The organism is Amycolatopsis arida, assembly GCF_900115565.1.
GTDB classification, from domain to species: domain Bacteria; phylum Actinomycetota; class Actinomycetes; order Mycobacteriales; family Pseudonocardiaceae; genus Yuhushiella; species Yuhushiella arida.
The window spans coordinates 109978-133104 of the sequence record NZ_FOWW01000001.1 but is presented as its reverse complement, the minus strand read 5'-3'; the positions used below and the strand labels follow the sequence as shown (position 1 = coordinate 133104).

Below are 23127 nucleotides of genomic sequence, written 5' to 3'. Positions count from 1 at the left end.
TCCGGCCACCCGTGGCGTTTCGTCCGATCCCGAAACGTCGCCGCCGCACGACGACCGGCGAGCATCGACCGAGCGCCAGCGAGGGAGGAGCGCAGCCGGAAGGAGCGCGGCCCACAGACACCGCCGCACGACGACCGGCGAGCATCGACCGAGCGCCAGCGAGGGAGGAGCGCAGCCGGGAGGAGCGCGGCCCACAGACACCGCCGCACGACGACCGGCGAGCATCGACCGAGCGCCAGCGAGGGAGGAGCGCAGCCGGCCGGGACCCATGGTCGAATAGGCCCCATGGGTTCGGCGAGGGCTGGGGCGGCGCGGTTACCCGCCGTCGTCGTCCCCGCGTTGCGATGCTCGGTCTGCGCGGACGGGCTGGCGGTCTCCGGTGGCGCGCTGCGCTGCCCGCGGCGGCACACGTTCGACATCGCCCGGCAGGGCTACGTGAACCTGCTGCACGCGAAGGTGCCCGCCGGCACCGCGGACACCGCGGAGATGGTGGCCGCGCGGGCGGCGTTCCTGGCGGCGGGGCACTACGCGCCGCTGGCCGAGCTGCTCGCCGCCCGCGCGGCGGAGCTCGCCGACTCCGGTCTCGTGGTGGACGCCGGGGCGGGCACCGGCTACCACCTCGCCCGGGTGCTGGACGCGCTGCCGGCGGCGGCCGGGATCGCACTGGACGTGTCGGCGGTCGCGCTGCGCCGCGCGGCCGGGGCGCACCCGCGGATCGGGGCCGCGGTGTGGAACCTCTGGCGGGAGTGGCCGATCGGCACCGGCGTCGCCGATCTCGTGCTCAACGTCTTCGCGCCGCGCAACGCCACCGAGTTCCACCGAGTGCTGCGGCCGGGCGGGGCGCTGCTGGTGGTGTCGCCCGGCCCGGGGCACCTGGCCGAGCTGGCCGGGACGCTGGGGCTGCTGGCCGTGGAGCGGGACAAGGAGGAGCGGCTGGACGCCGGCCTCGCCGGGTCCTTCACCCTGGTCGACCGCGCGAACAGGGAGCTGGCGCTGACGCTGACCGTCGACGAGGCCCGCGCACTGGTACGGATGGGACCGAACGCGCACCACCTGGACCGCGACGGCCTCGCCGACCGGTTGGCCGCGCTGGCCGGACCGGTCGCGGTGACCGCCTCGTTCGTGCTGTCCACGTACCGACCCCGGAAGGCTCGCGCATGACCCTGTCGGTGGAGCAGGCGTACCGGGCGATCGCGGCGCGGATGCCGCAGCACACCGGCGCCGCGGCCGCACCGCGGGCGGTGCCGGCGACCGTGCTGGCCGACCCCGAGTGGCTGCGCGCGGACCTCGACACGGCGGCCCGGCTGTACGGCGGGGCCGACGGCAGGGTGCTCGGCACGATCCGCTGGTACTCGGCGTCGTCGGTGCTGGTGGCGCCGGCGATCGAGGGGTTGGTGCTGGCCGGCCACGCGCTCGACCCGGCGCTGGCGGCCACGACGTTCGCCATGCACCCCGACGGCCGGTTCGCCGGCGCCAGGTCGGCCCGCGTGCTCGGTCCCGACCCGGCCGAGCTCGGCGCCGCGCTGGCGGAGAGCCTCGGCGCGGCGGTGGCGGCGATCGCCGGGGTGAGCGGCGCGGCCGAGCGGGCGCTGTGGGCCATCGCCGGGGACTCGATCGGCAACCGGTTGCTGTGGGCGGGCACCGCGCGGGGCGACGTGGAGCGGGTGCTCGCGTTGGCCGAGCCGCTGGCCGCGCGGATCGACCCGCGGCTGCCGCGGCCCCGGTTCCTCCGGGTCGGCGACACCCCGGTGCTGCGCCGGTCGTCCTGCTGCCTGATCTACCTCGCGCCGGGCGGCGGGGACAAGTGCGTGAGCTGCCCGCGGCAACGCCCCGACGAGCGGGACCGCCGGCTGCGCGAGCTCATGGGGTGAGGTGCCCAGGTCAACGCTGGGTGCTTACCGTGACGCGGGGCAGGTCCTTGACGTACCGGTGGCACGGCACCGGGATGTCGCCGTGCGCACCGGCCGCGAGGTAGGTGAAGGGGCCGGCGTCGCGCCACCCCCGGCGCTCGTAGAACCGCCGCGCCCGCGTGTTGCCCGGCGCGACCGCCAGCCACGCCACCGCGTGGCCGCCGTCCCCGACCTGTCGCTCGGCTTCGTCGAGGAGCACGCCGGCCACACCCACACCGCGGTGCCGGCGCGTGACATAGACCTGCTCCACCTCGTCGCCGACCACCATGACGAAACCCGCGACCGCACCCCGGGTGACCGCGACCGTGGTGTCGCCGACGCGTTGGGCGGCCCGGGTGCCCGGGTGTGGAACGACCCCTCGGACCGGGCGGCGACCAGCTCCGCGGGCACGTGCCCGAAGTGGCCGTCGTGCCAACCCGAGTGCCAGATCTGCGCGATCGCCGGCGCGTCGGCAGGCCGTGCTCGGCGCAGCTGGATCCGCTGGTCGGCCATGATCGCTCCCGGAACCTCGACAGGTGGCCAGCGTACCGTGGTGAAGGCCGGGGAACTGCTCACCGAGAGCTTCCGCGTGGGGCGGCCGGACCGGCTGGCCGAGCGCCCGAGCGGGAGCTCGCGGGATCAGCCGAGGCTGCGGAGGACGGCGGCGAAGTTGGCCGCGTACTGGTCGTGGATCGGGTTGGAGTAGATCCGCACCATGGCCTCGTCGTTGCGGTGCAGCGCGGCGTTGCTGTAGTTGTGGCTACCGGTGAAGACGACCTTGCGGTTGGCCACCTCCGCGTAGGTGCCCTCGATGAGCATGTACTTCGAGTGGATGATGTAGCCGTCCCTGTCCACCCTGCGCAACGTCACGTTCGGCACGCCGCGCAGCTCGGCGGCCGGCCCGTCGAGCATCTCGGTGTAGGCGATGTCGATCCGGCAACCGGCGCGGCCCAGCGCGGCGAGCCGGTCGGCGATCGCGTCGCGGCCGAAGTACCACATGCCGATCCGGATGATCGTCCGCCCGTCCGAGGTGCCGACCTGGGTGTTGCCGGTGCACCTCACGTTGCCGAGGGTGTTGTACACGGTGTCGGAGGAGGCGCCGCTGCCGCCGCGGGGGAAGAAGTACGCCTTGACGTTGCCGGCGCCGACCGTGCGGTAGTAGTCGTCGTCGCGGCGGTCGCGGGCCAGGTCGCCGAAGTAGCCCAGGTAGCCCTGGTACAGCTCGGGGTTCTCGACGAAGGTGACGGCGTTGTTCCAGTACTTCCGCGCGTTGGAGATCGTCAGGTTCGCCGACGACTGCACCACGACGTTCCTCTTCCCGCCGACCTCCGAGAACAGGTAGAACTTGTTGTGGTTGATCTTGGTGCCGTGGCAGCCGCTGGCGCAGACCACCGCCCAGGACGGCTTGCTCCGGTCCCTGCCCAACCCGCTCACGATGGCCTGCGCGCTGCCGGTGCCCGCCTTCTCCGACTCCAGCACCACCCGCACCCTGACGCCGCGCCGGGCCGCCGCCACCAGCGCGTCGGCGACACCCCGCTCGTGGTCGGTGATGTTGTAGATCGACGTGCTGATCGTGGCGCCGGGCTCGGTGGCCCGCACCAGGTTCACCACGTGGTCGCGGATGGCGTACTGCTCGGCCGCCGAGCCGTACGGGTTGTTGAACACCGCGCCGGTGGTCGGCGTGACCGCGGTGGCCGTCGCCGGCGCGGCCACGCCGAGCAGGCCCGCGGCCAACGCCACGACCACCGCCGCGCCGAAGCCACGTCGAGTTCGTATCGCCATGTCACCATCGCCTTCGGGGAGAGTGCCGGAAAGGGAACCGACGGCGACGCTAGCGGCGGGAACGGGCAACCAGAAAGAACTTCAACAATGCCAACAAAAAGCCGGTGAACCGCGCCGAACGGGGTAGGCGGTCACGCCCATCCGGCATGCGCACCCGCGGCACGAAAACCTGTCCATCCACAACCCAACGATCCCGCTCCCGCCCGGAGAGCGAGCAGCTCACTCATGGGCGGAAGCGGGACCGTGCCCGGGTAGGGGTTCGTCACGCCCCGCGGCCGCGCGGCCAGATCTTCGCCCCGATCAGGCCGCCGAGCGTGGCCGCGACGAACGACAGGCCGAGGCTGAGCACACCCCAGCCGGCCGCCTCGCGTGCGGTCTGCATGGCCTGGGCGGGGTCGACGTCCATCGCCCGGGTCTCCTGCGCCACGTTGGCGACCTGCGTCGCCACGCTCGCCACGCTGCCGAGGAGCGCACCGCCGCCCAGCACCGTGAGGGTGAGGATCGCGACCACGCTCAGCGCCCACACGAGGGCGCCGTGCACCAGCCCGTCGTTCGCGGCGCGCCAGAACGCGGTCGCCGCCGCCGCGAGTCCACCGAGGAAGAACGCGACGAGTGCCAGGACGCCGCTGACGACACTGGCCACGGTGGTGCTGACGTCGCCTTCGAAGCCCAGATCGAGGATGCCCAGCGCGAAGAAGAGCAACTGGAGCACGACGTAGGTGGAGAGAACGACGAGGACGCCGGCCCAGATCGGACCCCACCGGGTGCGGTCCCGCCGATCGTCCTCGCCCAGCGCAACGGGAGCCGCGGCGGTGGGGCCCCCTGGAACACCGGCTGCGTCGTTCGTGGTCATATGCTTCTTCTCCCTTTCTCCGTGAATGCCAGCGGTGGTGACCAGCGACGCGCGGGGCGCTCGCCCGTCGGGCACCGGCTGCCCACCGAGCCGGTGCCGAACCCTCGAGCCGAAGAACGTGACCGGGCTGTAACACACCACCGGAGAAAGGGCTGTGACCTGCGGGAACGGATCGCGCGGACTATCACCCGAGAGAGTGACACCCGCCGCCGCTACCCCGTCGGGCCCGCGGAGGACTCGCGGAACCGCCGGGTGAGCTCCGCGCGGCCACGCTCGGTCAGCCCACCGAACAGCCGCAGCCGGGCCATCCCGCCGTCCGGGAAGATGTCCAGCCGAACGTGGGTGACCTCGCGCCGCTCCGGCAGCACGAACCGGTGCCGGGTGTCCGGCTGCAACCGGGTCCGCGGCAGCAGGTCGAACCACGAGCCCGGCTCGGCCGGGTCGGCCGAGCCGGTGTCACACCCGCGCAGGGCGGCCCAGCCGGGGGCGTTGCCGCGCAGGTTGCTGGTGTCGAGGTCGGCGAACCGGACGACGCCGGCGCCGGCGAGGCGCACCACCGCCCAGTCGTTGCCGTCGTCCCGCCGCCGCGCGGTCTCCCACCCCTCCGCCTGGTGGGCGGCCAGACCGGGGGCGAGCATGTTGTCCGGAGCGGAGTAGAACATGTCGCTGCACCCGACGATTCGCCCGCCGTTCTCCAGCGCGGCCAGGTCGAGCGCGTCCGTGTCGAGCAGCCGCGGGTCGGGCACCGGGCTGCCGTGCACGTGCAGCCGGGCCACCCCGCCGTCGGGGTGCATGGTCAGCCGCACGTGGGTGAACCGGCGGTCGGCGGCCGCGCCCTCGATGGGGAAGAGGGCGCGGGTGTGCCCGGCAACCGGTGCGCGGGTGACCAGCGGCACCCAGTCGGCCGCGGCCACCTCCTCCGGCCCGGGGTAGCCGTCGAGCGCGCAGGCGTCGACCGAGACGGCCGGCGGATAGTTGCCCTTGAAGAACGCGGTGTCCACCACCACGCCGGACACGATCCCCGGCAGGCCGAGCCGGACGACGGCGGCGTCGTCGCCGGGCTCGCGGCGTCGCCGGGTCTCCCAGCCGTCGTAGACCTGGCCCTTCGGCCCGAACGTCTCCGGCTGGTGCCGCGGCGGCCAAGGATTGACGAGGTTCTCCTTCTCGGCGAACAGCTCGTCGGTCGCCCACATCACCGTCCCGCCGAACCGGCGGGAGGCCAGGTCGGGGTCGTTCGTCCACTCCGGACCGTTACTACCGTCAGGCGGATTCTCCGGCACTGTCACCTCTCTCGCTCGTCACCTCAGCACTCCCCGCGCCGCAGCAGCTCCCCGCGGGGCCGCTCGCCGTCGACCTCCCGGCCGCGCAACCAGGTCGACCGCACCACCCCGGCCAGCGGCCGGCCGTGGTAGGCGCTCACCGGGTTGCGGTGCCGCAACGTCGTCACGTCCACCACGAACGCCTCGTCCGGGGCGAACACACAGAAGTCGGCGTCGCACCCCGGCGCGATCCGCCCCTTGCGCCGCATCCCCGTCTGCTCGGCCGGCCCACGCGCCATCCATCGCGCGACGTCGACCAGCCCGAACCCGCGCTGCCGGGCCTGCGTCCACACCGCGGGCAGGCCGAGCTGCAGGCCGGCGATCCCGCCCCACGCGGCACCGAAGTCGCCGGTGTCGAACCGCTTGAGCTCGACGGTGCACGGCGAGTGGTCGGTCACCACGCAGTCGATCAGCCCGTCGGCCAGGCCCCGCCAGAGCCCCTCCCGGTGGGCCGCCTCGCGGATCGGCGGGCAGCACTTGAACTGCGTCGCGCCGGCGGGAACCTCCTCGGCGGCGAAGCTCAGGTAGTGCGGGCAGGTCTCCACGGTCACCGGGAGGCCGTCCCGCCGGGCCGCGGCGATCTCCGCCAGCGCGCCGGCGCTGGCCAGGTGCAGCACGTGCACCCTGGCGCCGGTGCGCCGGGCCAGCTCCAGCACCCGTGCGATCGCGCGGTGCTCGGCCTCGGCGGGCCGGGACCGCAGGAACCCCGCGTAGTCCGGTCCGGACGGCGCCGGCGCGCAGCCGATCGTGCCGGCGTCCTCGGCGTGCACGATCAGCAGCGCGTCGAGCTCCCGCACCACACCGGCCACCTCGGCGAGCTCGGCATCGCCCAGCGGAGGGAACTCGTCCACCCCGGAGTGCAGCAGGAAGCACTTGAACCCGAACACCCCGGCCTCGTGCAGGCCGGGCAGCTCACCGCTGTTGCCGGGCACCGCGCCGCCCCAGAACCCGACGTCGACGTGCACCCGGCCGGCCGCCGCCGCGCGCTTGACCTCCAGCGCGGCCACGTCGACGGTCGGCGGCAGGCTGTTGAGCGGCATGTCGACGATCGTGGTGACCCCGCCGGCCGCGGCGGCCAGTGTCGCGGTGTCGAACCCCTCCCACTCGGCCCGGCCCGGGTCATTGACGTGCACGTGGCTGTCCACCAGGCCGGGCAGCAGCACCTCGTCGTCGGCGAGCTCGACCGTCCGCGCGGCGGGCAGGTCCGCGTCGTGGGGCGCCACGGTGGCGATCCGGCCGCCGGCGACGCCGACGCTGCGCGGCAGCTCGGCGTCGTCGGCGACCACCCTGCGACCCCTGACCACCAGGTCCAGTTCCTCGGTCATAGGGTCAACTCAATCACGGCACCGGCTCGGCTTCCCGCACGCTGTCCAGCGCGGTGCCCATCGCGGCGTCGGCCTCGCGCTCGATCATGATCTCCACCAGCACCGGTCGGTTGATCCGCTCGGCCTCCTTGCGCGCCCACTCCAGCGCCGGCGCGATCTCCGCCGGCTCGACCACGCGGGTGCCCGCGCAGCCGTAGGCCTCCATGATCTTGACGTTGTCAGTGCCGTACCGGTCGTAGTGGATGTCCACCTCGTAGTTCATCCCGTACCCGGTCTCGGCCTGCCGGATCAGGCCCAGGTACTCGTTGTTCAACATGACCAGCACGAACGGGATGTCGTACTGCGCGGCCACCGCCAGCTCCTCGACCAGGAACTGGAACGAGTAGTCGCCCACCACGCCGACCACCTCGGCGCCGGGCCGGGCCTTCTTCACCCCGATCGCGGCGGGGATCTCCCAGCCGAGTGGGCCGGCCTGGCCGCACACCTGGTAGTGCCGGGGCCGGTGCGCGCGCTGGAACTGGCCCGACCAGATCTGGTAGAGCCCGATCGCGGTGACGAAGTACGTCTCCGGCCCGAAGCACCGGTTGATCTCGGCGAACACCCGCGGCGGCTTGATCGGCGTGTCCGCGAAGTCCTCCCTGCGGGTCAGTGTCCGCCGCAGCTCGCCGAGGTGGCGCACCCACTCCCGCCGGTCCGGTGGCGCGTCCCTGCGCTCGAGGGCCGCCAGCAGCGCGGTGAGGAACTCCCGGGTGTCGGACACGACGCCGAGGTCCGGCCCGAACACGCGGCCGAGTTGGGTCGGCTCGATGTCGACGTGGATGAACGTGCGCTCGCCGCGGTAGACGTCGAGCGCCCCGGTGTGCCGGTCGCCGAACCGGGCGCCCAGCGCCAGCACGAGGTCGGCGTCGAGGAAGGCCGCGTTGGCCCAGCGCTGGGACGTCTGGATGCCGGCCATCCCGGCGTACAGCTCGTGGTCCTCCGGGAAGCTGCCCTTGCCCATCAGCGTGACGCCGACCGGGACGCCGAGCCGCTCGGCGACCGCGCGCAGTTGCTCGCCGGCCTCGCCCAGCACCACGCCGCCCCCGGCGAGGATGAGCGGCCGCTCGGCGGCGAGCAGCAGGTCCAGCGCGCGCTCCACCCTGGCCGGCTGCGGCAGCACGGTCGGCACCGGCAGCGGCGCGTCGATGGCGGAGTCCCACTCGATCTCCTGCCGCTGCACGTCCAGCGGCAGGTCGATCAGCACCGGGCCGGGACGGCCGGAGCGGGCCAGCCGGAACGCCTCGCGGAAGATCCACGGCGCCTGGGCGGCCTCCTTGACCTGCACCGCCCACTTGGTGACCGGCTTGGCGATCTCGACGATGTCCACCGCCTGGAAGGCCTCCTGATGGAGCTTGCGGGAGTCGGCCTGCCCGGTAATGCACAGGATCGGGATCGAGTCGGCCTGCGCGGTGTAGAGGCCGGTGATCATGTTCGTGCCGGCGGGCCCGGACGTGCCGATCGCGACGCCGACGTTGCCGGTGGTGCGCGCCCAGCCGTCGGCCATGTGGGTGGCGCCCTCCTCGTGGCGGACCACGAGGTGCTCGATGTCGCTGTCGCGCATGGCGGCGTACAGCGGCAGGATGGCCGCGCCGGGGCAGCCGAACACGGTGGTGACGCCCTCGCTGGTGAGCACGTCGACGACCGCCTGCATGACGGGGATCTTCGGCATGGTCAGCCCTCTCTCGATGAACCCTGCGATCGGCCGGACAGCTGCTCGGTGACCTTGAGCAGCGCCGAGTGGTCGAGCGAGCCGTAGCCCATCGCCCTGCCCGCGGCGACGAGCTGGGCGACCAGCCCGGTCAGCGGGAGGGCCACGTCGGCCTGCCGGGCGGCGGCCAGCGCGATGCCCATGTCCTTGTGGTGCAGGTCGATGCGGAAGCCGGGCTGGAACTGCCTGGCCACCATCGACTCCCGCTTCAGGTCCAGGATCCGGTTGGCGGCCAGCCCGCCGGCCAGGACGTCGAGCCCGGTCTTGGCGTCCACGCCGGAGGCCTCCATCAGCACGATGGCCTCGCCGACCAGCCCGTAGATGCCGCCGACCAGCAGCTGGTTCGCGGCCTTGACCACCTGCCCGGCGCCGTGCGGTCCGACGTGGACGATCGTCTTGCCCAGCGCGTCGAGCAGCGGCCTCGCGTCGGCGAAGTCGCGCTCCTCGCCACCAACCATGACGGACAGCGTGGCCTGCTTGGCGCCGGCCTCGCCGCCGGAGACCGGCGCGTCGAGCACCCGGACCTCCTTCGCCGTGGCGGCCTCGGCGACCGCGATCGAGGTCTCCGGCCGAATGGTGCTCATGTCGATCAGCAGCGTGCCCGGCCGCGCGCTGTCCAGCACCCCGCCGGGGCCCAGCACCACCTCCTCGACCTGGGGGTGGTTGGGCAGCATGGTGATCACCACGTCGGCCCCGGCGACGGCGCCGGCCACGTCCCGCGCGGCCGTCCCGCCGGCGTCGACCAGCCGCGCCACGGCGTCGGCGTGCACGTCGTAGCCGCGCACGTCGTGCCCCGCGGCGACCAGGTGGGCCGACATCGGCCCGCCCATGATCCCCAGTCCGATGAAACCGACAGTCGTCATCAACTTCCCCTTTCCTCCCGCGGCAGCCAGCCGAACGCGGCGTGACTGTCGCCGTCCGGTCGATACTCGAGTCCGATGTGGCCGGTGTAGCCCGCGGCCCGGAGCTTGCCCAGGTATCCCGCGATGTCCAGCTCGCCGGTACCCGGCGCCCCGCGCCCCGGCGCGTCCGCGATCTGCACGTGCCCGATCCGCGGGGTGTGCTCGGCGACCACCGCGTCCAGGTCGTCGCCGTTGACCGCGAGGTGGTAGAGGTCGCAGAGCAGCCGCACGTCGTCCCGGCCCAGCTCGTCGAGCACGGCGAGCGCGTCGGCCGCGGTGCGCAGCGGGTAGTCGGGCGCGCCGGACAGCGGTTCGAGGACGAGCTGGGCCCCGATTCTCGCGGCCCTGCCGGCGGCGAAGTCCAGGTTGGTCAGTGCGATCTCGTCCTGCGCCGCGGGCTCGGCGCCGGCGATCCGGTTGCCGTACAGCGCGTTGAAGCTGCGGCAGCCGAGCCGCTCGGCGGCGCCGACCGCGACGTCGACGTTGTCGGCGAACTCCGCCTCCCGGCCCACCCAGGACACCAGGCCGCGGTCGCCGCCGGCCATGTCGCCCGCGTAGAAGTTCAGGCCCACCAGCGCGACTCCCGCGTCCGTGACGGCCCGCACGAAGGCGTCGACCTCGCGGTCGCCGGGCACGGCGGTGTCGAACGGCCACCAGAACTCGACCGCGGCGAACCCGGCCGCGGCGGCCGCGGCCGGCCGGTCGAGCACGGGCAACTCGGTGAACAGGATCGACAGGTTGACGGCGTAGCGCGGGGGGCGCTCCGGCGCCGGCCCGGCGTTCGTCGACTCACTCATCGGCCACCTGATTTCGTATGACGGAAGTTCGATTTCGTATACCGACACTAGCTCCGTGACGTGGGGCACGTCAACGGGATGCCGGGTGGAGGCGGCGGCGGGTACGGTGCGCGCGTGGAACTGGAGGCCGAGTTCACCAGCGAGCCCTTCCGTGGCGAGGGAACCCCGCCCGAACACGCCGTGCGGGCGAAGGACGCGGCGGAGCGAGCCGGGCTGGCCGTCGACTTCGGACCGCTGGGCACGACCGTCCAGGGCGAGGCCGACGCGGTGCTCGACGCGCTTCCGGCCATCGCCCGCGCCGCGCTCGCCGGCGGCGCCACCCGGTTCACCCTCCGGCTCGGCGCGCCGGACGGCGAGCCGCCGGTGACACCCGTCGGCGCCAGGCGGGGCAGCGTGCTCGACCGGCTGATCCGCCAGGTCGAGGCCGAACTGGGCGCGCCACTGGCCGAGCTGGACCGGCCGGGCAAGCAGCGAGCGGTGCGGCTGCTGGACGAGCGCGGCGCGTTCCAGCTCCGGAAGTCGGTCGCCGCGGTGGCCGAGGCGCTCGGCGTCACCCGGTTCACCGTCTACAACTACCTGAACCGCGGCGCGGCCGGCTGAACCGGCCCATGATCGACTTCAACAAAGTGTTGACGGTCGGATGTGACGGCCGTAACGTCTTTAGATCAGAATTTCTTTTCCACCATGCAGAAGCCATGCGGAAGAGTCAGTGACTGCCGACGACTGACCGACAGCCTGGAGCGTCCATGTCGCCGCCCACCTCGAACGCGCAGGCCGAGCTGAGCCTCGCCGAGTTCAACAGCGCCGCCACGGACCGGGTCCGTGGCCTGCTCACCGAGTGCCTCGCCGTCCCGCGCTGGGTGGACACGGTGCTCGCCGGGCGCCCCTACCCCGACCTGGACGCGCTGCTGGCCGCCGCCGAGGCGGCCGGGCCGCTGCGGCCGGCCGAGGTCCGCGGCGCCCTGGACTCCCACCCGCGGATCGGCGAGCGCGTCACCGGCGGGTGGTCCAGGACGGAGCAGTCCGGAGTGGACGACGCGGCGGCCGAGTCGTTCCGGGCCGCCAACGCGGAGTACGAGCGGCGGTTCGGGCACATCTACCTGGTCTGCGCCAGCGGCCGGGACGGCGCCGAGCTGCTCGCCGACCTGCGCCGGCGGCTGGCCAACGACCCAGACGCCGAGCTCGCCGTCGCCGGAAGGGAACTGATGCGAATCGCGAGCCTGCGACTGCGGAAGGCGGTACGGCCATGAGCCTGGTGACCACGCACGTCCTCGACACCGCGGCAGGGCGACCGGCGCGCGGGGTGCCGGTGCGGCTGGAGGAGCCGGTCGATCACGGCTGGCGCCTCGTCGCCAGGGCCCGCACCGACGACGACGGCCGGATCCGCGAGCTCGGTCCGGACACCCTCCAGCCGGGTGTCTACCGGCTGGTCTTCGACATCGAGACCTACCAGGGGCCGGACGCGTTCTTCCCGGAGGCCGTCGTCTGCTTCCGGATCGCCGACGGCACCGCGCACCACCACGTCCCCCTGCTACTCAGCCCGTTCGCCTACTCCACCTATCGAGGGAGCTGATCCACCGTGGCCATCACCCTGGGTGCCAACCAGTACGGAAAGGCCGAGGTCCGCCTGGTCACCGTGCGCCGGGAGGGACCGGTGCACCACCTGAAGGACCTCACCGTGTCCACCTCGCTGCGCGGCCGGCTGACCGCCACCCATCTGACCGGCGACAATGCCGACGTGGTGGCCACCGACACGCAGAAGAACACCGTGTACGCGTTCGCCAAGGAGCACCCGGTCGGCGAGATCGAGGACTTCGCGCTGCGGCTGGGCCGGCACTTCGTCGACGGGTTCGACGCCATCACCGGCGCGCGGGTCCTGGTCGACGAGCACGCCTGGGACCGGATCGCCGTCGACGGCGCGCCGCACGAGCACTCGTTCTCCCGGGCCGGCGACGAGCGGCGCACCACCGCGGTCACCGTGTACGGCGACCGCGCGTGGGTGGTGTCCGGGCTGACCGGGCTGACCGTGCTCAAGTCCACCGGCTCGGAGTTCCACGGCTTCCCCCGCGACCGGTACACCACCCTCGCCGAGACCACCGACCGGATCCTCGCCACCGCGGTGACCGCGCGCTGGCGGTACGTCTCGGGGCGGCACGACTGGCACAAGTGCTTCACCGAGGTGCGCAGGGTGCTGCTGGAGACCTTCGCCACCAAACACAGCCTGTCGCTGCAGCAGACGCTGTACGCCATGGGCGAGGCGGTGCTGCGGGCGCGCGAGGAGATCGCCGAGATTCGGCTCTCGCTGCCGAACAAGCACCACTTCCTGGTGGACCTGAGCCCGTTCGGGCTGACCAACGACAACGAGGTGTTCTACGCCGCCGACCGGCCCTACGGGCTCATCGAGGGCACGGTCCTGCGCGACGACGCCGAGGACGCCGGGCAGGCCTGGCACACCCTGCCCGCGTTCTAGACCACGCCGCTTCCTGCTCCTTCCAACGCCCTCCGTTGCGACCCGCCGGCGCTCCGGCCGGCTCGCCGTCCCGCGTCACCGGTGTCCCCGATCCCTGGAGTTGGCATGCCGTCCCTCCCCCTGCCATCGGAGTCCAGCGCCTCGTCCAGCACCACGGCCCGCCACCCGGTCGACCAGCGGCCACCCGCCCTGCAGCTGATCGCCGGCGGTGTCCAGCACGTCGCCGCCATGTACGCCGGGGTGGTCGCCCCACCGCTGATCATCGGCGCGGCCGTCGGGCTGGGTCCCGGGCAGCTCAGCCTGCTGATCAGTGCGAGCCTGTTCACCGCGGGTCTGGCCACGCTGCTGCAGACGCTCGGCTGCTGGCGCTTCGGCGCCCGGCTGCCGCTGGTGAACGGGGTGACGTTCGCGACCGTCGCGCCCGTGCTGGCGATCGTCAGCCAGCACGGGCCGCAGGACGCGCTCGGGGTGGTGTACGGCGCGACGCTGCTCGGCGGGGCACTGGTCGTGCTGGCGGCGCCGTTCTTCGCCCGGTTGACCCGGTTCTTCCCGCCGCTGGTCACCGGCACGGTGATCACGCTGATCGGGGTGTCGCTGCTGCCGGTGGCGGTGCGGTGGATCTCCGAGCAGCGGGACGGCGTGTCCCCGCGGGGCCTGCTGCTGGCGTCGGTGACGTTGCTGGCGGTGCTGGCGTTCAACCGGTTCCTCTCCGGGTTCTGGAGCCGGATCGCGCTGCTGCTCGGCCTGGTGGTCGGGACGCTGGTGGCGTGGCCGCTGGGCGCGGTCGACACCTCGACGCTGGCCGAGGCGCCGGCGTTCGGCATCGCGACACCGTTCCACTTCGGTGTGCCGACGTTCGAGGTCGCGGCGGTGGTGTCGATGGCGATCGTGATGCTCGTGGTGATGGCCGAGAGCACGGCCGACATGCTCGCCCTCGGCGAGATCGTCGGGCGGCCGACCACGGGCCGCGTCCTCGGGGACGGGTTGCGCGCGGACGGGCTGGCGACCGCGGTGAGCACGGTGTTCGGCGGGTTCGCGTGCACGGCGTTCGCCCAGAACGTCGGGCTGGTGGCGCTGACCAGGATGGTGAGCCGGTACGTGGTGGCCGCATCCGGCGCGATCATGGTGCTGCTCGGGATGTTCCCGGTGACCGGTGGGATCGTGGCGCTGGTGCCGCAGCCGGTGCTCGGCGGCGCGGGGCTGGTGCTGTTCGGCAGCGTGGCGGTGAGCGGGGTGCGGACGCTGGCGAGGGCGTCGTTCGCCCGGCCGGCGAACACCGCGATCGTCGCGGCGGCGCTGGGCATCGGCCTCGTCCCGATCGCCGCACCCGAGTTCTACGAGCACTTCCCGTCCGCGGTGCAGACCGTGATGGACTCCGGCATCAGCGCCGGCTGCATCGCGGCGGTGCTGCTCAACCTGATCTTCGGCGAGCGCACCCGAAAGGGCGTCACCGGCCCGGAGGAGGTCGCCAAGGAGCCGGCCGTCGCCGGCTGAGCGGCCATTCCGTACCGGCCAGTCACGGGACTCCGTCGCCGGCCGGTACCGGTGGCCGGTCCAACCGGGCGCGGACGTCGTTCGCGGCGGGGTCGCCGAGCTCGGTAAGGATGGCGAGGGCCTGACCCGAACAGTCGTGGGCCGCCCGGTGGCGGCCGGCGGCCTCGTGCGGCGCGGCGATCCGGAGCAGCAGCCGCGCGACCCGCTGACGGTCGCCGACCTCCCGGCTGAGGGACCAGCGCGCTCTCGTAGCGCGAGATGGGCCTGCTCGTCCGCCCCCGATGTCCCGGTGCGGATCGCCCAGCATCCGTGCGGGGTGTAGCCGCGGGGTGTTCACGGTCCCCGGCACCGGCCTGGACGCGCAGGGCCTGGCGCAGGCAGGACGTGGCCTCCGCGAAGGCCCCCAGCTGCCGGTGCGCGTCGCCCAGGTTGTTCAGGCTGAGCCCCTCGCCCCGCACGTCACCGATCTCGAGGAGACGTGGCGCGTCACACTGTGCTTGGTCGACCGCCGCGTCCCCGGCGGGCGGCTCGTCGGTGCCCACGCGGTCCCTGGCGTGCCGACCCCACCCGCCCATCCCGTGCACGGACGCAGATCCTCGGCGCCATGCCGGACGGCCGGCGGACCAGGGGATGAGGATCGACGGGATTAACCTGGCCAGGTCGAACTCGCCGGGGTGGACGTCGAAGGCCCGCCCGAAGGGCGAGAAGGAGGAACGCACCAAGACCGGCCCGGGCACCAGCGCCGAGGTCTACCCGCGGGTCTTCTGAGCACGTGCGTCGGCCGGCGGGGCCAGGATGTTCCCGGCCCCGCCGGCCTTCCACGCCGATCGTGGTCGGCGCGGTCGGGTCACCGGCCGCGCAGGCCGCGGCTCTCGCAGTAGGTTCGCCAGTCGCCGTACTCGGTGATGTCCACCAGGTCGGGACCGTCCACGGCGGACCTTCGCAGCACGGTGGCCAGGCAGGCCGCGCCGTCGGCGAGCTCGACCACGCCGAGCTCCAGCTCCGGCGGCTCGGCCGGCACGAGATGGTCGCGCAGCACGGCCAGCGGCACGTCGTAGACCTCCCCGACCACGCTGCCCCCACCGCGCTCCACCCCGTGCATCGCCGGGAAGCGGTCGCCGACCGAGAAGTAGCGGTACCTCGGCGCGGTCCGCGCCACCGCCACCAGTGGCGCACCGCGCAGCTCGTCGTGCAGCGGCCCGCCGCGCATCGCGCCCCCGTTGAGGAACATCAGTGCCATCCCGTCTCCTCCGCTCGCCGATCCCGACTATTCGACAGCCCCCGAGAGCTCAGCCCAGCGCGCCGGTCACCCCCTCCACCGCGAAGTACGCGAAGAACACCACCGCCAGCGACCCGAGCAGCCAGCCCACCTCGCCCAGCTTCCGCTTGCCCAGCTTGATCACCACGTACGACACCAGCCCGGCGCCGATGCCGTTGGTGATCGAGTAGGTGAACGGGATCAGGGCGACGGTCAGGAACACCGGGATGGCGAAGTCGAGGTCGTTCCACGGCACCCGCGCGCACTGCGCCATCATCATCCCGCCGATCACCACCAGCGCGGGCGCCGCGGCCTGCGCCGGCACCACCGCGGCGATCGGGGTGAGGAACAACGTCGCGGTGAACAGCCCGCCGGTCACGACGCTGGCCAGCCCGGTCCGCGCCCCCTCGCCGACCCCTGCCGCCGACTCCAGGAACACCGTGTTCGGCGCCGACCCGGTCACCCCGCCAGCCAGCGCTCCCACGCCGTCGACGAACAGGATCCGGCCCATGCCGACCACCTTGCCGTCGCGCACGAGACCGGCCTCCTGGGAGACGCTGGTGATCGTGCCCATGGCGTCGAAGAACCCGGACAGCACCAGGGTGAACAGGAACACCGTCGCCGCGATCACCCCGGCCGAGCCGAACCCGCCGAACAGGTCCACCCTGCCGAGCAGGCCGAAGTCGGGATGGGCGACGAGGTTCTCCGGCACGGTCGGCTCGACCAGTCCCCAGCCGCGCACGTCGAACACCTCGTTGACCACGACCGCGAGCACGGTGGCCACCGCGATGCTGATCAGCACCGCGCCGGGGACCCGCCGGCTGACCAGCACGACCATCAACAGCAGCCCGACACAGAAGACCACGATGGGCCAGCCCATGAGGTGCCCGTCGAGCCCCATCCGCACCGGCACGGTGGAGTTCGCCGCGTCCGGTGTCCTGGTCACGAACCCGGCGCTGACCAGCCCGACCAGCGCGATGTACAGCCCGATCCCCACGGTGATCGCGGTCTTCAGCGGCATCGGGATGGCGTTGATGATCCGCTCCCGGATCCCGGACACCGCCATCAGCACGATGCACACGCCTTCCAGCACCACCAACCCGAACGCCTGCGCCCAGGTCATCTCCGGTGCCATCTGAAAGGCCACGATGCCGTTGACACCGAGCCCGGCGGCCAGCGCCAGCGGCGCGTTGCCGACCACGCCCATCAGGATCGTCACGACGCCGGCCGCCAGCGCGGTCGCCGTGGTGACCTGCTCCGTCGTGAGGCGCGCGCCGGTGATGTCCGCCGACGCGCCGAGGATCAGCGGGTTGAGCAGCACGATGTAGCACATCGCGACGAACGTGGTGATGCCGCCGCGGACCTCGCGGCCGATGGTGCTCCCCCTGGCGGTGACCTTGAAGAACCGGTCGAGCGGGCGCGGGCCCGGCGCCGGTTGTGCGGGTTGGGTACGGAGCTGGGTCATGCCGACCTCCACGTCATCGTGGGCAGGGTGATCCGCCCCTGGCACCCTGGCCAGGGCGGGAACAGGTCGTCGGAGTCGGTCCGGGAGTGGCCGGAGGTCAGCCCGGCATCAGTACCGGGCCGGCGCGGGGATCAGTACGCGAGCCGGTCCGGCTTGGCCCGCCACGCGTCGAACGGCGCGACGTGGTCCACACCGGACAGTTGGCCGACCGCCATCGGCCAGGTCTCCCGTGGCGTGCCGAACAGCGTGTAGAACTCACGGTCGTCGAAGCCGGCCGCCGCGGCGTCGTCCCGGTCGGCGGCGTAGCACACCCGGTCCACCCGCGCCCACAGCGCGGCGGACAGGCACAGCGGGCACGGCTCGCACGACGAGACCAGCACGCAGCCGGTCAGCCGGAAGTCGCCAACCGCCTGGCAGGCGGCCCGGATGGCGACCACCTCGGCGTGCGCGGTCGGGTCGAGCGTCGGGGTCACCTGGTTGGTGCCGGTGGCGATCACCGCGCCGTCCCGAACCACCACCGCACCGAACGGCCCGCCGCCGGCGGTGACGTTGGCGGTGGCCAGCCGGACGGCCTCCCCCAGCCACTTCCGGTCCTCTTCCTCCACTGTGGACAGAATGGTGTCCATGCCTCTCCTAGGTCGCTCGGTCCGGCTCAGCAGCCGGTGATGTGCTCGGGGCGGACGGGGACCCGCTCCAGCGCCTTGCCGGTGGCGGCGCGGATCGCCGCGACGATCGCCGGGGTCGAGGAGATCGTCGGGGGTTCGCCGACCCCGCGCAGCCCGTACGGCGCGTGCGGGTCGGCCAGCTCGAGCACGTCGATGTCCATCGGCGGCATGTCGAGCACGGTCGGGATGAGATAGTCGGTGAACGAGGGGTTGCCGATCCGGCCGTCGCGGGTCTGGATCTCCTCCATCACCGCGAGGCCGAGGCCCTGCGCGGAACCGCCGTGGATCTGGCCCAGCACCGCCTGCGGGTTGATCGCCTTGCCGACGTCCTGGGCGCAGTCCAGCGCCACGACCTTCACCAGGCCCAGCTCGACGTCGACGTCGACCACCGCGCGGTGCGCGGCCAAGCCGTACTGCACGTGCGCGTTGCCGGCGCCGGTCTCCGGGTCCAGCGCCTCGGTCGGCCGGTGCCGCCACTCGACCGTCTCGTCCAGCGGCTCCGCGCCGAGCACGTCGACCAGGTCGGCCAGCACCGCGCCACCGGCGGACAGCTTGCCCCCCGCGACCGACAGCGTGCCCTCCACCGGGCCGAGCGCCTCCCTGGCCCTGGCGAACAGCGCGGACCGCACGGCGAGGCACGCGGCCCGCACCGCACCGCCGGTCACGTAGGTCTGCCGGGAGGCGGAGGTGGAGCCGGCGTTGCCGATCGAGGTGTCCATCGGCTCGAGGGTCACCCGCTCCACGCCCAGCTCGGTGCGCACGATCTGCTGGATCACCGTCACCAGCCCCTGGCCGACCTCGCAGGCCGCGGTCTGCACGGTCGCCGCCGGCTCGCCGCCCACGGCCTCCAGCCGCACCCTCGCGGTGGAGTAGTCGTCGAAGCCCTCGGAGAAGCAGATGTTCTTGATCCCCACGCCGTAGCCGACCCCGCGCACGACCCCCTCGCCGTGGGTGGTGTTGGACACCCCGCCGGGCAGCCGCCGCAGGTCCACCGCACCGGACTCGCCGAAGAGCGCGGGCGGCATCGGCTTGCGTCGCACCCGGCGCAGCAGCTCGGCCACCGGCGCCGGCGAGTCGACCACCTGCCCGGTGGGCATCACCGTGCCCTCGCGCATCGCGTTGCGCACCCGCACCTCGACCGGGTCCAGCCCGCACGCCTCGGCCAGCCGGTCCATCTGCGACTCGTAGGCGAACGCCGCCTGCACCGCGCCGAACCCGCGCATCGCCCCGCACGGTGGGTTGTTGGTGTAGACGCCCCAGCAGTCGATGGACACGTCGTCGACCTCGTAGGGGCCGACGCCGAGGGTCGCGGCGTTGGCCACCACGGCCGGGGTGGACGAGGCGTAGGCGCCGCCGTCGAGGTAGATCCGGGCCCGGACGTAGACGAGCCGGCCGTCGGCGTCGGCGCCGTGCTCGTAGTACAGCGTCGCCGGGTGCCGGTGCACGTGCCCGTAGAACGACTCCTCGCGGTTGTACACCATCTTCACCGGTCGCCCGGTGTGCAGCGCGAGCAGGCAGGCGTGCACCTGGATGGACAGGTCCTCCCGGCCGCCGAACGCGCCGCCGACCCCGCCGAGGCTGAGACGCACCTTGTCCTCGGGAAGGCCCAGTGCCGCCACCACCTGCCGCTGGTCGACGTGCAGCCACTGGGTCGCCACGTACAGGTCGATGCCGCCGTCCTCGGCGGGCACCGCCAGCCCGGACTCCGGGCCGAGGAACGCCTGGTCCTGCATGCCGACCTCGTAGCGGCCGGTCACCACCACGTCGGCCTCCGGTGGCTCGACCGGGTCGGCACCGGACGAGACGAACACGCCGCGGCGAATCGGGACGTGCCGCACGACGTTGCCGCCGGGATGCAGCTCCGGCTCCTCGCCGGCCGCGGCGCGCTCGGCGTCGACGACCGGGGAGAGCACGGTGTAGTCCACCCGGATCCGCTCCATCGCGCGGCGCGCGGTCTCCGGGTGGTCGGCGGCGACCAGCGCGACCGGCTCGCCCTGGTAGCGCACCACGTCCTCGGCGAGCACCGGCTGGTCCGGCCGCTCGAGGCCGTAGCGGTTCACCCCGGGCACGTCCTCGGAGGTCAGCACCGCGTACACCCCGGGCACGGCCAGCGCCTCGGCGATGTCGATGCGGTCGATCCGGGCGTGCGGGTGCGGGCTGCGCAGCGTGGCGCCCCACAGCATGTCCTCGTGCCAGAGGTCGGAGGAGTAGGCGAACTCGCCGCGGACCTTGATCACGCCGTCCGGGCGCTGCGGGCTGGCGCCGACGCCACCGGCGGTGGTCGGCGCGGTGCGGTCGGTGCGGGTGGGTGCGCTCATCGGGTCTCCTCGGTCAGCCGGGCGCTCGCGGCGCGCAGGTCACGGGCGACGGCGGTGACGTCGGCGGTGCGCAGCTCCCCGTCCGCCACCACCGTCTCGCCACCGACCAGCAACAACGCCAGCTCGGGCTGGGGGCCCAGCACGAGCGCGGCGACCGGGTCGGCGATGCCGGCGTGCGCGAGGCCGTCCAGCCGCCACACGGCGAGGTCGGCGAGCTTGCCGGGTTCGAGCGAGCCGAGCTCGCCCTCGCGGCCGAGGCACCGGGCCCCGCCCATGGTGCCCAGCCACAGCGCCTCGCGGACCGCCAGCGCGGTGGGCCCGCCCCGCTGGCGGGCCTGCAGCAGGGCCTGGTGCAGCTCCTCGACCAGGCCGCCGGACTCGTTGGAGGCGGCGCCGTCGACACCGAGCCCGACCGGGGCACCGGTGTCGAGCAGTTCCCGCACGGGGGCGATGCCGGTGCCGAGCCGCCCGTTGGACGTCGGGCAGTGCGCCGCGCCGGTGCCGGTGGCACCGAGCCGGCCGATCGCGGCGGGAGCGAGGTGCACGGTGTGCGCGAGCCAGACGTCGTCGCCGAGCCAGCCGAGCTTGTCGGCGTACTCGGCGGGTGTGCAGCCCACCTCGGCCAGGCACTGGCGCTCCTCGTCCAGCGTCTCGGCGAGGTGGGTGTGCAGCCGCACGCCGCGGCGGCGGGCCAGCTCGGCGGCGCCGGTCATCAGCCGCTCGGTGACGGAGAACGGCGAGCACGGACCGACCGCGATCCGCACCCGCGCGTTGGCCGCCGGGTCGTGGTGGGCGTCGATGGCCGCCTCGGTGCCGAGCAGCGCCGCCTCGGTGTCCTCCACCAGGTTGTCCGGGGGCAGCCCGCCGGCGGACTCGCCGCGGTCCATCGAGCCGCGGACGAGGTGCAACCGCGGGCCGACCCGCTCCGCCGCGTCGACCAGGGCGGCGACCTGGTCACCGCCATCGGCCGGGAACACGTAGTGGTGGTCGGCCACGGTGGTGCAGCCGGTCAGCGCGAGCCGGGCGAGGCCGGCGGTGGCGGCGGCCGCGGTGACCTCGGCGTCCAGCCGCCGCCACACCGGGTAGAGCGCCACCAGCCACTGGAACAGCGTGGCGTCGGCGGCGAGGCCGCGGCTGGCCCACTGGTAGAGGTGGTGGTGGGTGTTCACCAGGCCGGGGGTGACCAGGCAGCCGCGCGCGTCGACCAGCCGGTCGGCCGCGCCCTCGTACGGCCCCGGCCCGACGGCGACGATCCGCTCGCCCTCGACCACCACGTGCCCGGTGACGTGCTCGGTGCCCGCGGCGTCCATCGTGGACACCGCGGCGTTGGTGACGGCGAGCCGGCTCATCCGGTGGCCCCTGCCGACTCGGACTCGGACCCGGACTCGGACTCGCCCCGCCGCTCGGCGGCCAGCCGGACGGCGTCGAGGATGTTCTCGTAGCCGGTGCACCGGCAGAGGTTGCCGGCCAGCGCCTCGCGGATCTCCTCGTCCGCCGGCCGCGGCACACGCTGGAGCAGGTCGTGCGCGGCGACCACCAGGCCGGGCGTGCAGAACCCGCACTGCACGGCGCCGGCGTCGACGAACGACTGCTGCACCGGGTCGAGCCGGTTGCCGTCGGCGAGGCCCTCGACGGTACGCACCTCGCGACCCTCCGCCTGCCCCGCGGCGACCAGGCACGAGCACACCGGCGTGCCGTCGAGGTAGACCGTGCAGGACCCACACTCCCCCTGCTCGCAGGCGTTCTTCGAGCCGGGGAGACCGAGCCGCTCGCGGAGCAGGAACAGCAGGCTCTCGCCCTCCCACACGTCGTCGGCCTGCCGGCGCTCGCCGTTCACGGTGACGTTCACGCGCACGTGCGCTCACCTTCCTTCCGGTAGTCGGCCCACACCCACGTCAGCGTGCGGCGGGCGAGCACGGACAGCGCGTGGCGGCGGTAGGCCGCGGTCCCGCGCACGTCGTCGATGGGGCTGGCCGCGTCGGCGACCAGCTCGCCGAACCGGCGGCGGACCGAGTCCCGCGGTGGCACTCGCGAGTCCCACAGCCCGGCGTCGGTCAGCTCCGCGGCGAGGAACCGCTCCGCCTCCGGAGCCCGGCGCGGGGTGGGCGCCGCCGAGCCGACCGCGGCACCGACCGCGCGGCGCACCGGGTCGAGCGCGACCGCGAACGAGCACACCGCGATCACCATGGCGTTGCGGGTGCCGATCTTGGCGAACTGCTGCGGGCCCGCCGCGGCGGGCAGGTGCACGGCGACGATCAACTCGTCCGGCTCCAGCGCGTGGCGCTTGACCCCCACGTAGAACTCGTCGGCCGGGATGAACCGGGGGCCGCGGGCGGCGGAGGCGACCTCCACCCTGGCGCCGGTCGCCAGCAGCACCGGCGCGGTGTCGCCGGCGGGTGAGGCGGCGCCGAGGTTGCCACCGACCGTGCCCCGGTTGCGGATCTGCGGCGAGCCGACGGTGCGCGAGGCGATGGCCAGGCCCGGCAGCGGTCCACCCAGCTCCTCGATCAGTCGGGTGTACGACACCGCCGCGCCGAGCCGGACGGTGTCGCCGTCGCGGGACCACTCGGCCAGCTCGGTCACCCGGTTCAGGTCGAGCAGCGCGGCCGGGCGGTGCTTGTCGAAGTTCAGCTCGACCATGACGTCGGTGCCGCCGGCGATGGGCACGGCGTCGGGCCGCTCGGCCTTGAGGGCGAGCGCGTCGGCGAGTGTGGTCGGGCGGAGGAAGTCCACCGGTGCTCCCTGGTGTCGCGGTCCGGTCGTGTTCTGGGGTGTGTCCTGGAGCACAAGTAGACACAGCGGGTGGCCGCACCGGCAACGGCGCCGACCCATGAAACCCGGGG

23 protein-coding genes are annotated in these 23127 nt (G+C 73.6%); 8 read left to right on the top strand and 15 right to left on the bottom strand.

The annotated features are described in order from the left end of the window. The first annotated feature begins 285 nt into the window (after window positions 1–285). Both BM051_RS00680 and BM051_RS00675 read left to right on the top strand, forming a co-directional pair. Window positions 286–1161 (top strand): putative RNA methyltransferase, encoded by an 876-nt coding sequence (locus BM051_RS00680; protein WP_092526322.1) that lies wholly within the window; start codon window positions 286–288, stop codon window positions 1159–1161. A 41-nt stretch (window positions 1162–1202) separates the two neighbouring features. Further along, a complete protein-coding gene (locus tag BM051_RS00675) occupies window positions 1203–1871 on the top strand; it encodes a (2Fe-2S)-binding protein (RefSeq protein WP_092528321.1) in 669 nt (222 codons plus the stop codon). 10 nt (window positions 1872–1881) lie between these two features. Here BM051_RS00675 and BM051_RS29530 read toward each other — a convergent pair whose 3' ends face one another. The 8 genes from BM051_RS29530 to BM051_RS00635 form a co-directional block, all read right to left on the bottom strand. Beyond that, window positions 1882–2178: a GNAT family N-acetyltransferase gene (locus BM051_RS29530; RefSeq protein WP_243859274.1), complete on the bottom strand. Its 297-nt coding sequence runs from the start codon at window positions 2176–2178 to the stop codon at window positions 1882–1884. Window positions 2179–2528: 350 nt separating this feature from the next. Next, entirely contained in the window at window positions 2529–3671 is a 1143-nt protein-coding gene (locus BM051_RS00665) for a phospholipase D-like domain-containing protein (RefSeq protein ID WP_092526319.1), read from the bottom strand. A gap of 262 nt (window positions 3672–3933) precedes the next feature. Continuing rightward, window positions 3934–4524, bottom strand: a complete 591-nt coding sequence (locus BM051_RS00660) for a hypothetical protein (protein ID WP_092526316.1) — start codon at window positions 4522–4524, stop codon at window positions 3934–3936. Between the two features lie 212 nt (window positions 4525–4736). Continuing rightward, a complete protein-coding gene (alc, locus tag BM051_RS00655) occupies window positions 4737–5804 on the bottom strand; it encodes an allantoicase (RefSeq protein ID WP_092526313.1) in 1068 nt (355 codons plus the stop codon). A 23-nt stretch (window positions 5805–5827) separates the two neighbouring features. Further along, window positions 5828–7156 (bottom strand): allantoinase AllB, encoded by a 1329-nt coding sequence (gene allB / locus BM051_RS00650; protein ID WP_424923261.1) that lies wholly within the window; start codon window positions 7154–7156, stop codon window positions 5828–5830. 25 nt (window positions 7157–7181) lie between these two features. Beyond that, window positions 7182–8876 (bottom strand): glyoxylate carboligase, encoded by a 1695-nt coding sequence (gcl, locus tag BM051_RS00645; protein ID WP_092526307.1) that lies wholly within the window; start codon window positions 8874–8876, stop codon window positions 7182–7184. A gap of 2 nt (window positions 8877–8878) precedes the next feature. Then, complete coding sequence (locus BM051_RS00640) at window positions 8879–9778, bottom strand: 2-hydroxy-3-oxopropionate reductase (RefSeq protein WP_092526304.1); 900 nt, start codon at window positions 9776–9778, stop codon at window positions 8879–8881. Further along, window positions 9778–10614: a hydroxypyruvate isomerase family protein gene (locus BM051_RS00635; protein ID WP_092526301.1), complete on the bottom strand. Its 837-nt coding sequence runs from the start codon at window positions 10612–10614 to the stop codon at window positions 9778–9780. The genes BM051_RS00640 and BM051_RS00635 overlap by 1 nt, the downstream gene beginning before the upstream one ends. A gap of 114 nt (window positions 10615–10728) precedes the next feature. Between BM051_RS00635 and BM051_RS00630 the strand changes: the two genes are divergently transcribed. The 6 genes from BM051_RS00630 to BM051_RS28865 all read left to right on the top strand — a co-directional run bounded on the left by BM051_RS00630 (window position 10729) and on the right by BM051_RS28865 (window position 15346). Further along, window positions 10729–11214, top strand: a complete 486-nt coding sequence (locus BM051_RS00630; RefSeq protein ID WP_166677602.1) for a helix-turn-helix domain-containing protein — start codon at window positions 10729–10731, stop codon at window positions 11212–11214. 146 nt (window positions 11215–11360) lie between these two features. Further along, the gene (locus BM051_RS00625; protein ID WP_092526298.1) at window positions 11361–11864 is read left to right on the top strand and encodes a 2-oxo-4-hydroxy-4-carboxy-5-ureidoimidazoline decarboxylase; all 504 of its coding nucleotides are present in this window, start codon (window positions 11361–11363) and stop codon (window positions 11862–11864) included. After that, on the top strand, window positions 11861–12187 hold the full coding sequence (gene uraH / locus BM051_RS00620) for a hydroxyisourate hydrolase (RefSeq protein WP_092526295.1): 327 nt from the start codon (window positions 11861–11863) through the stop codon (window positions 12185–12187). Before BM051_RS00625 ends, uraH begins: the two co-directional genes overlap by 4 nt. A gap of 6 nt (window positions 12188–12193) precedes the next feature. Continuing rightward, entirely contained in the window at window positions 12194–13084 is an 891-nt protein-coding gene (pucL, locus tag BM051_RS00615; protein ID WP_092526292.1) for a factor-independent urate hydroxylase, read from the top strand. A gap of 105 nt (window positions 13085–13189) precedes the next feature. Beyond that, window positions 13190–14578, top strand: coding sequence for a nucleobase:cation symporter-2 family protein (locus BM051_RS00610; RefSeq protein ID WP_092526289.1), 1389 nt, complete (start codon window positions 13190–13192; stop codon window positions 14576–14578). A 630-nt stretch (window positions 14579–15208) separates the two neighbouring features. Then, window positions 15209–15346: a hypothetical protein gene (locus tag BM051_RS28865; protein ID WP_166677601.1), complete on the top strand. Its 138-nt coding sequence runs from the start codon at window positions 15209–15211 to the stop codon at window positions 15344–15346. A gap of 79 nt (window positions 15347–15425) precedes the next feature. On the opposite strand, the gene BM051_RS00605 is transcribed toward BM051_RS28865, so the two are convergent. From BM051_RS00605 to BM051_RS00575, 7 genes are all read right to left on the bottom strand, one after another. Beyond that, complete coding sequence (locus BM051_RS00605; protein ID WP_092526286.1) at window positions 15426–15818, bottom strand: allophanate hydrolase-related protein; 393 nt, start codon at window positions 15816–15818, stop codon at window positions 15426–15428. A 49-nt stretch (window positions 15819–15867) separates the two neighbouring features. After that, on the bottom strand, window positions 15868–17301 hold the full coding sequence (locus tag BM051_RS00600) for an NCS2 family permease (RefSeq protein ID WP_092528317.1): 1434 nt from the start codon (window positions 17299–17301) through the stop codon (window positions 15868–15870). Window positions 17302–17432: 131 nt separating this feature from the next. Continuing rightward, entirely contained in the window at window positions 17433–17927 is a 495-nt protein-coding gene (locus BM051_RS00595; RefSeq protein ID WP_092526283.1) for a nucleoside deaminase, read from the bottom strand. 26 nt (window positions 17928–17953) lie between these two features. Then, window positions 17954–20284 carry a xanthine dehydrogenase subunit D gene (gene pucD / locus BM051_RS00590; protein WP_092526280.1) on the bottom strand — a complete coding sequence of 777 codons (2331 nt, stop codon included), beginning with the start codon at window positions 20282–20284 and terminating at the stop codon, window positions 17954–17956. After that, on the bottom strand, window positions 20281–21633 hold the full coding sequence (locus BM051_RS00585; RefSeq protein WP_092526277.1) for an 8-oxoguanine deaminase: 1353 nt from the start codon (window positions 21631–21633) through the stop codon (window positions 20281–20283). Before BM051_RS00585 ends, pucD begins: the two co-directional genes overlap by 4 nt. Next, window positions 21630–22139 carry a (2Fe-2S)-binding protein gene (locus tag BM051_RS00580; protein WP_092526274.1) on the bottom strand — a complete coding sequence of 170 codons (510 nt, stop codon included), beginning with the start codon at window positions 22137–22139 and terminating at the stop codon, window positions 21630–21632. Before BM051_RS00580 ends, BM051_RS00585 begins: the two co-directional genes overlap by 4 nt. Then, complete coding sequence (locus BM051_RS00575; RefSeq protein WP_092526271.1) at window positions 22130–23017, bottom strand: FAD binding domain-containing protein; 888 nt, start codon at window positions 23015–23017, stop codon at window positions 22130–22132. Before BM051_RS00575 ends, BM051_RS00580 begins: the two co-directional genes overlap by 10 nt. Window positions 23018–23127 lie beyond the last annotated feature (110 nt).

Coding starts and splice junctions, on each gene's coding strand:
- BM051_RS00680 (WP_092526322.1), top strand. CDS start 286: ATGGGTTCGGCGAGGGCTGGGGCGGCGCGGTTACCCGCCGTCGTCGTC.
- BM051_RS00675 (WP_092528321.1), top strand. CDS start 1,203: ATGCCGCAGCACACCGGCGCCGCGGCCGCACCGCGGGCGGTGCCGGCG.
- BM051_RS29530 (WP_243859274.1), bottom strand. CDS start 2,178: ATGGTGGTCGGCGACGAGGTGGAGCAGGTCTATGTCACGCGCCGGCAC.
- BM051_RS00665 (WP_092526319.1), bottom strand. CDS start 3,671: ATGGCGATACGAACTCGACGTGGCTTCGGCGCGGCGGTGGTCGTGGCG.
- BM051_RS00660 (WP_092526316.1), bottom strand. CDS start 4,524: ATGACCACGAACGACGCAGCCGGTGTTCCAGGGGGCCCCACCGCCGCG.
- gcl (WP_092526307.1), bottom strand. CDS start 8,876: ATGCCGAAGATCCCCGTCATGCAGGCGGTCGTCGACGTGCTCACCAGC.
- BM051_RS00640 (WP_092526304.1), bottom strand. CDS start 9,778: ATGACGACTGTCGGTTTCATCGGACTGGGGATCATGGGCGGGCCGATG.
- BM051_RS00635 (WP_092526301.1), bottom strand. CDS start 10,614: ATGAGTGAGTCGACGAACGCCGGGCCGGCGCCGGAGCGCCCCCCGCGC.
- BM051_RS00625 (WP_092526298.1), top strand. CDS start 11,361: ATGTCGCCGCCCACCTCGAACGCGCAGGCCGAGCTGAGCCTCGCCGAG.
- uraH (WP_092526295.1), top strand. CDS start 11,861: ATGAGCCTGGTGACCACGCACGTCCTCGACACCGCGGCAGGGCGACCG.
- BM051_RS00610 (WP_092526289.1), top strand. CDS start 13,190: ATGCCGTCCCTCCCCCTGCCATCGGAGTCCAGCGCCTCGTCCAGCACC.
- BM051_RS28865 (WP_166677601.1), top strand. CDS start 15,209: ATGAGGATCGACGGGATTAACCTGGCCAGGTCGAACTCGCCGGGGTGG.
- BM051_RS00605 (WP_092526286.1), bottom strand. CDS start 15,818: ATGGCACTGATGTTCCTCAACGGGGGCGCGATGCGCGGCGGGCCGCTG.
- BM051_RS00600 (WP_092528317.1), bottom strand. CDS start 17,301: ATGACCCAGCTCCGTACCCAACCCGCACAACCGGCGCCGGGCCCGCGC.
- BM051_RS00595 (WP_092526283.1), bottom strand. CDS start 17,927: ATGGACACCATTCTGTCCACAGTGGAGGAAGAGGACCGGAAGTGGCTG.
- pucD (WP_092526280.1), bottom strand. CDS start 20,284: ATGAGCGCACCCACCCGCACCGACCGCACCGCGCCGACCACCGCCGGT.
- BM051_RS00585 (WP_092526277.1), bottom strand. CDS start 21,633: ATGAGCCGGCTCGCCGTCACCAACGCCGCGGTGTCCACGATGGACGCC.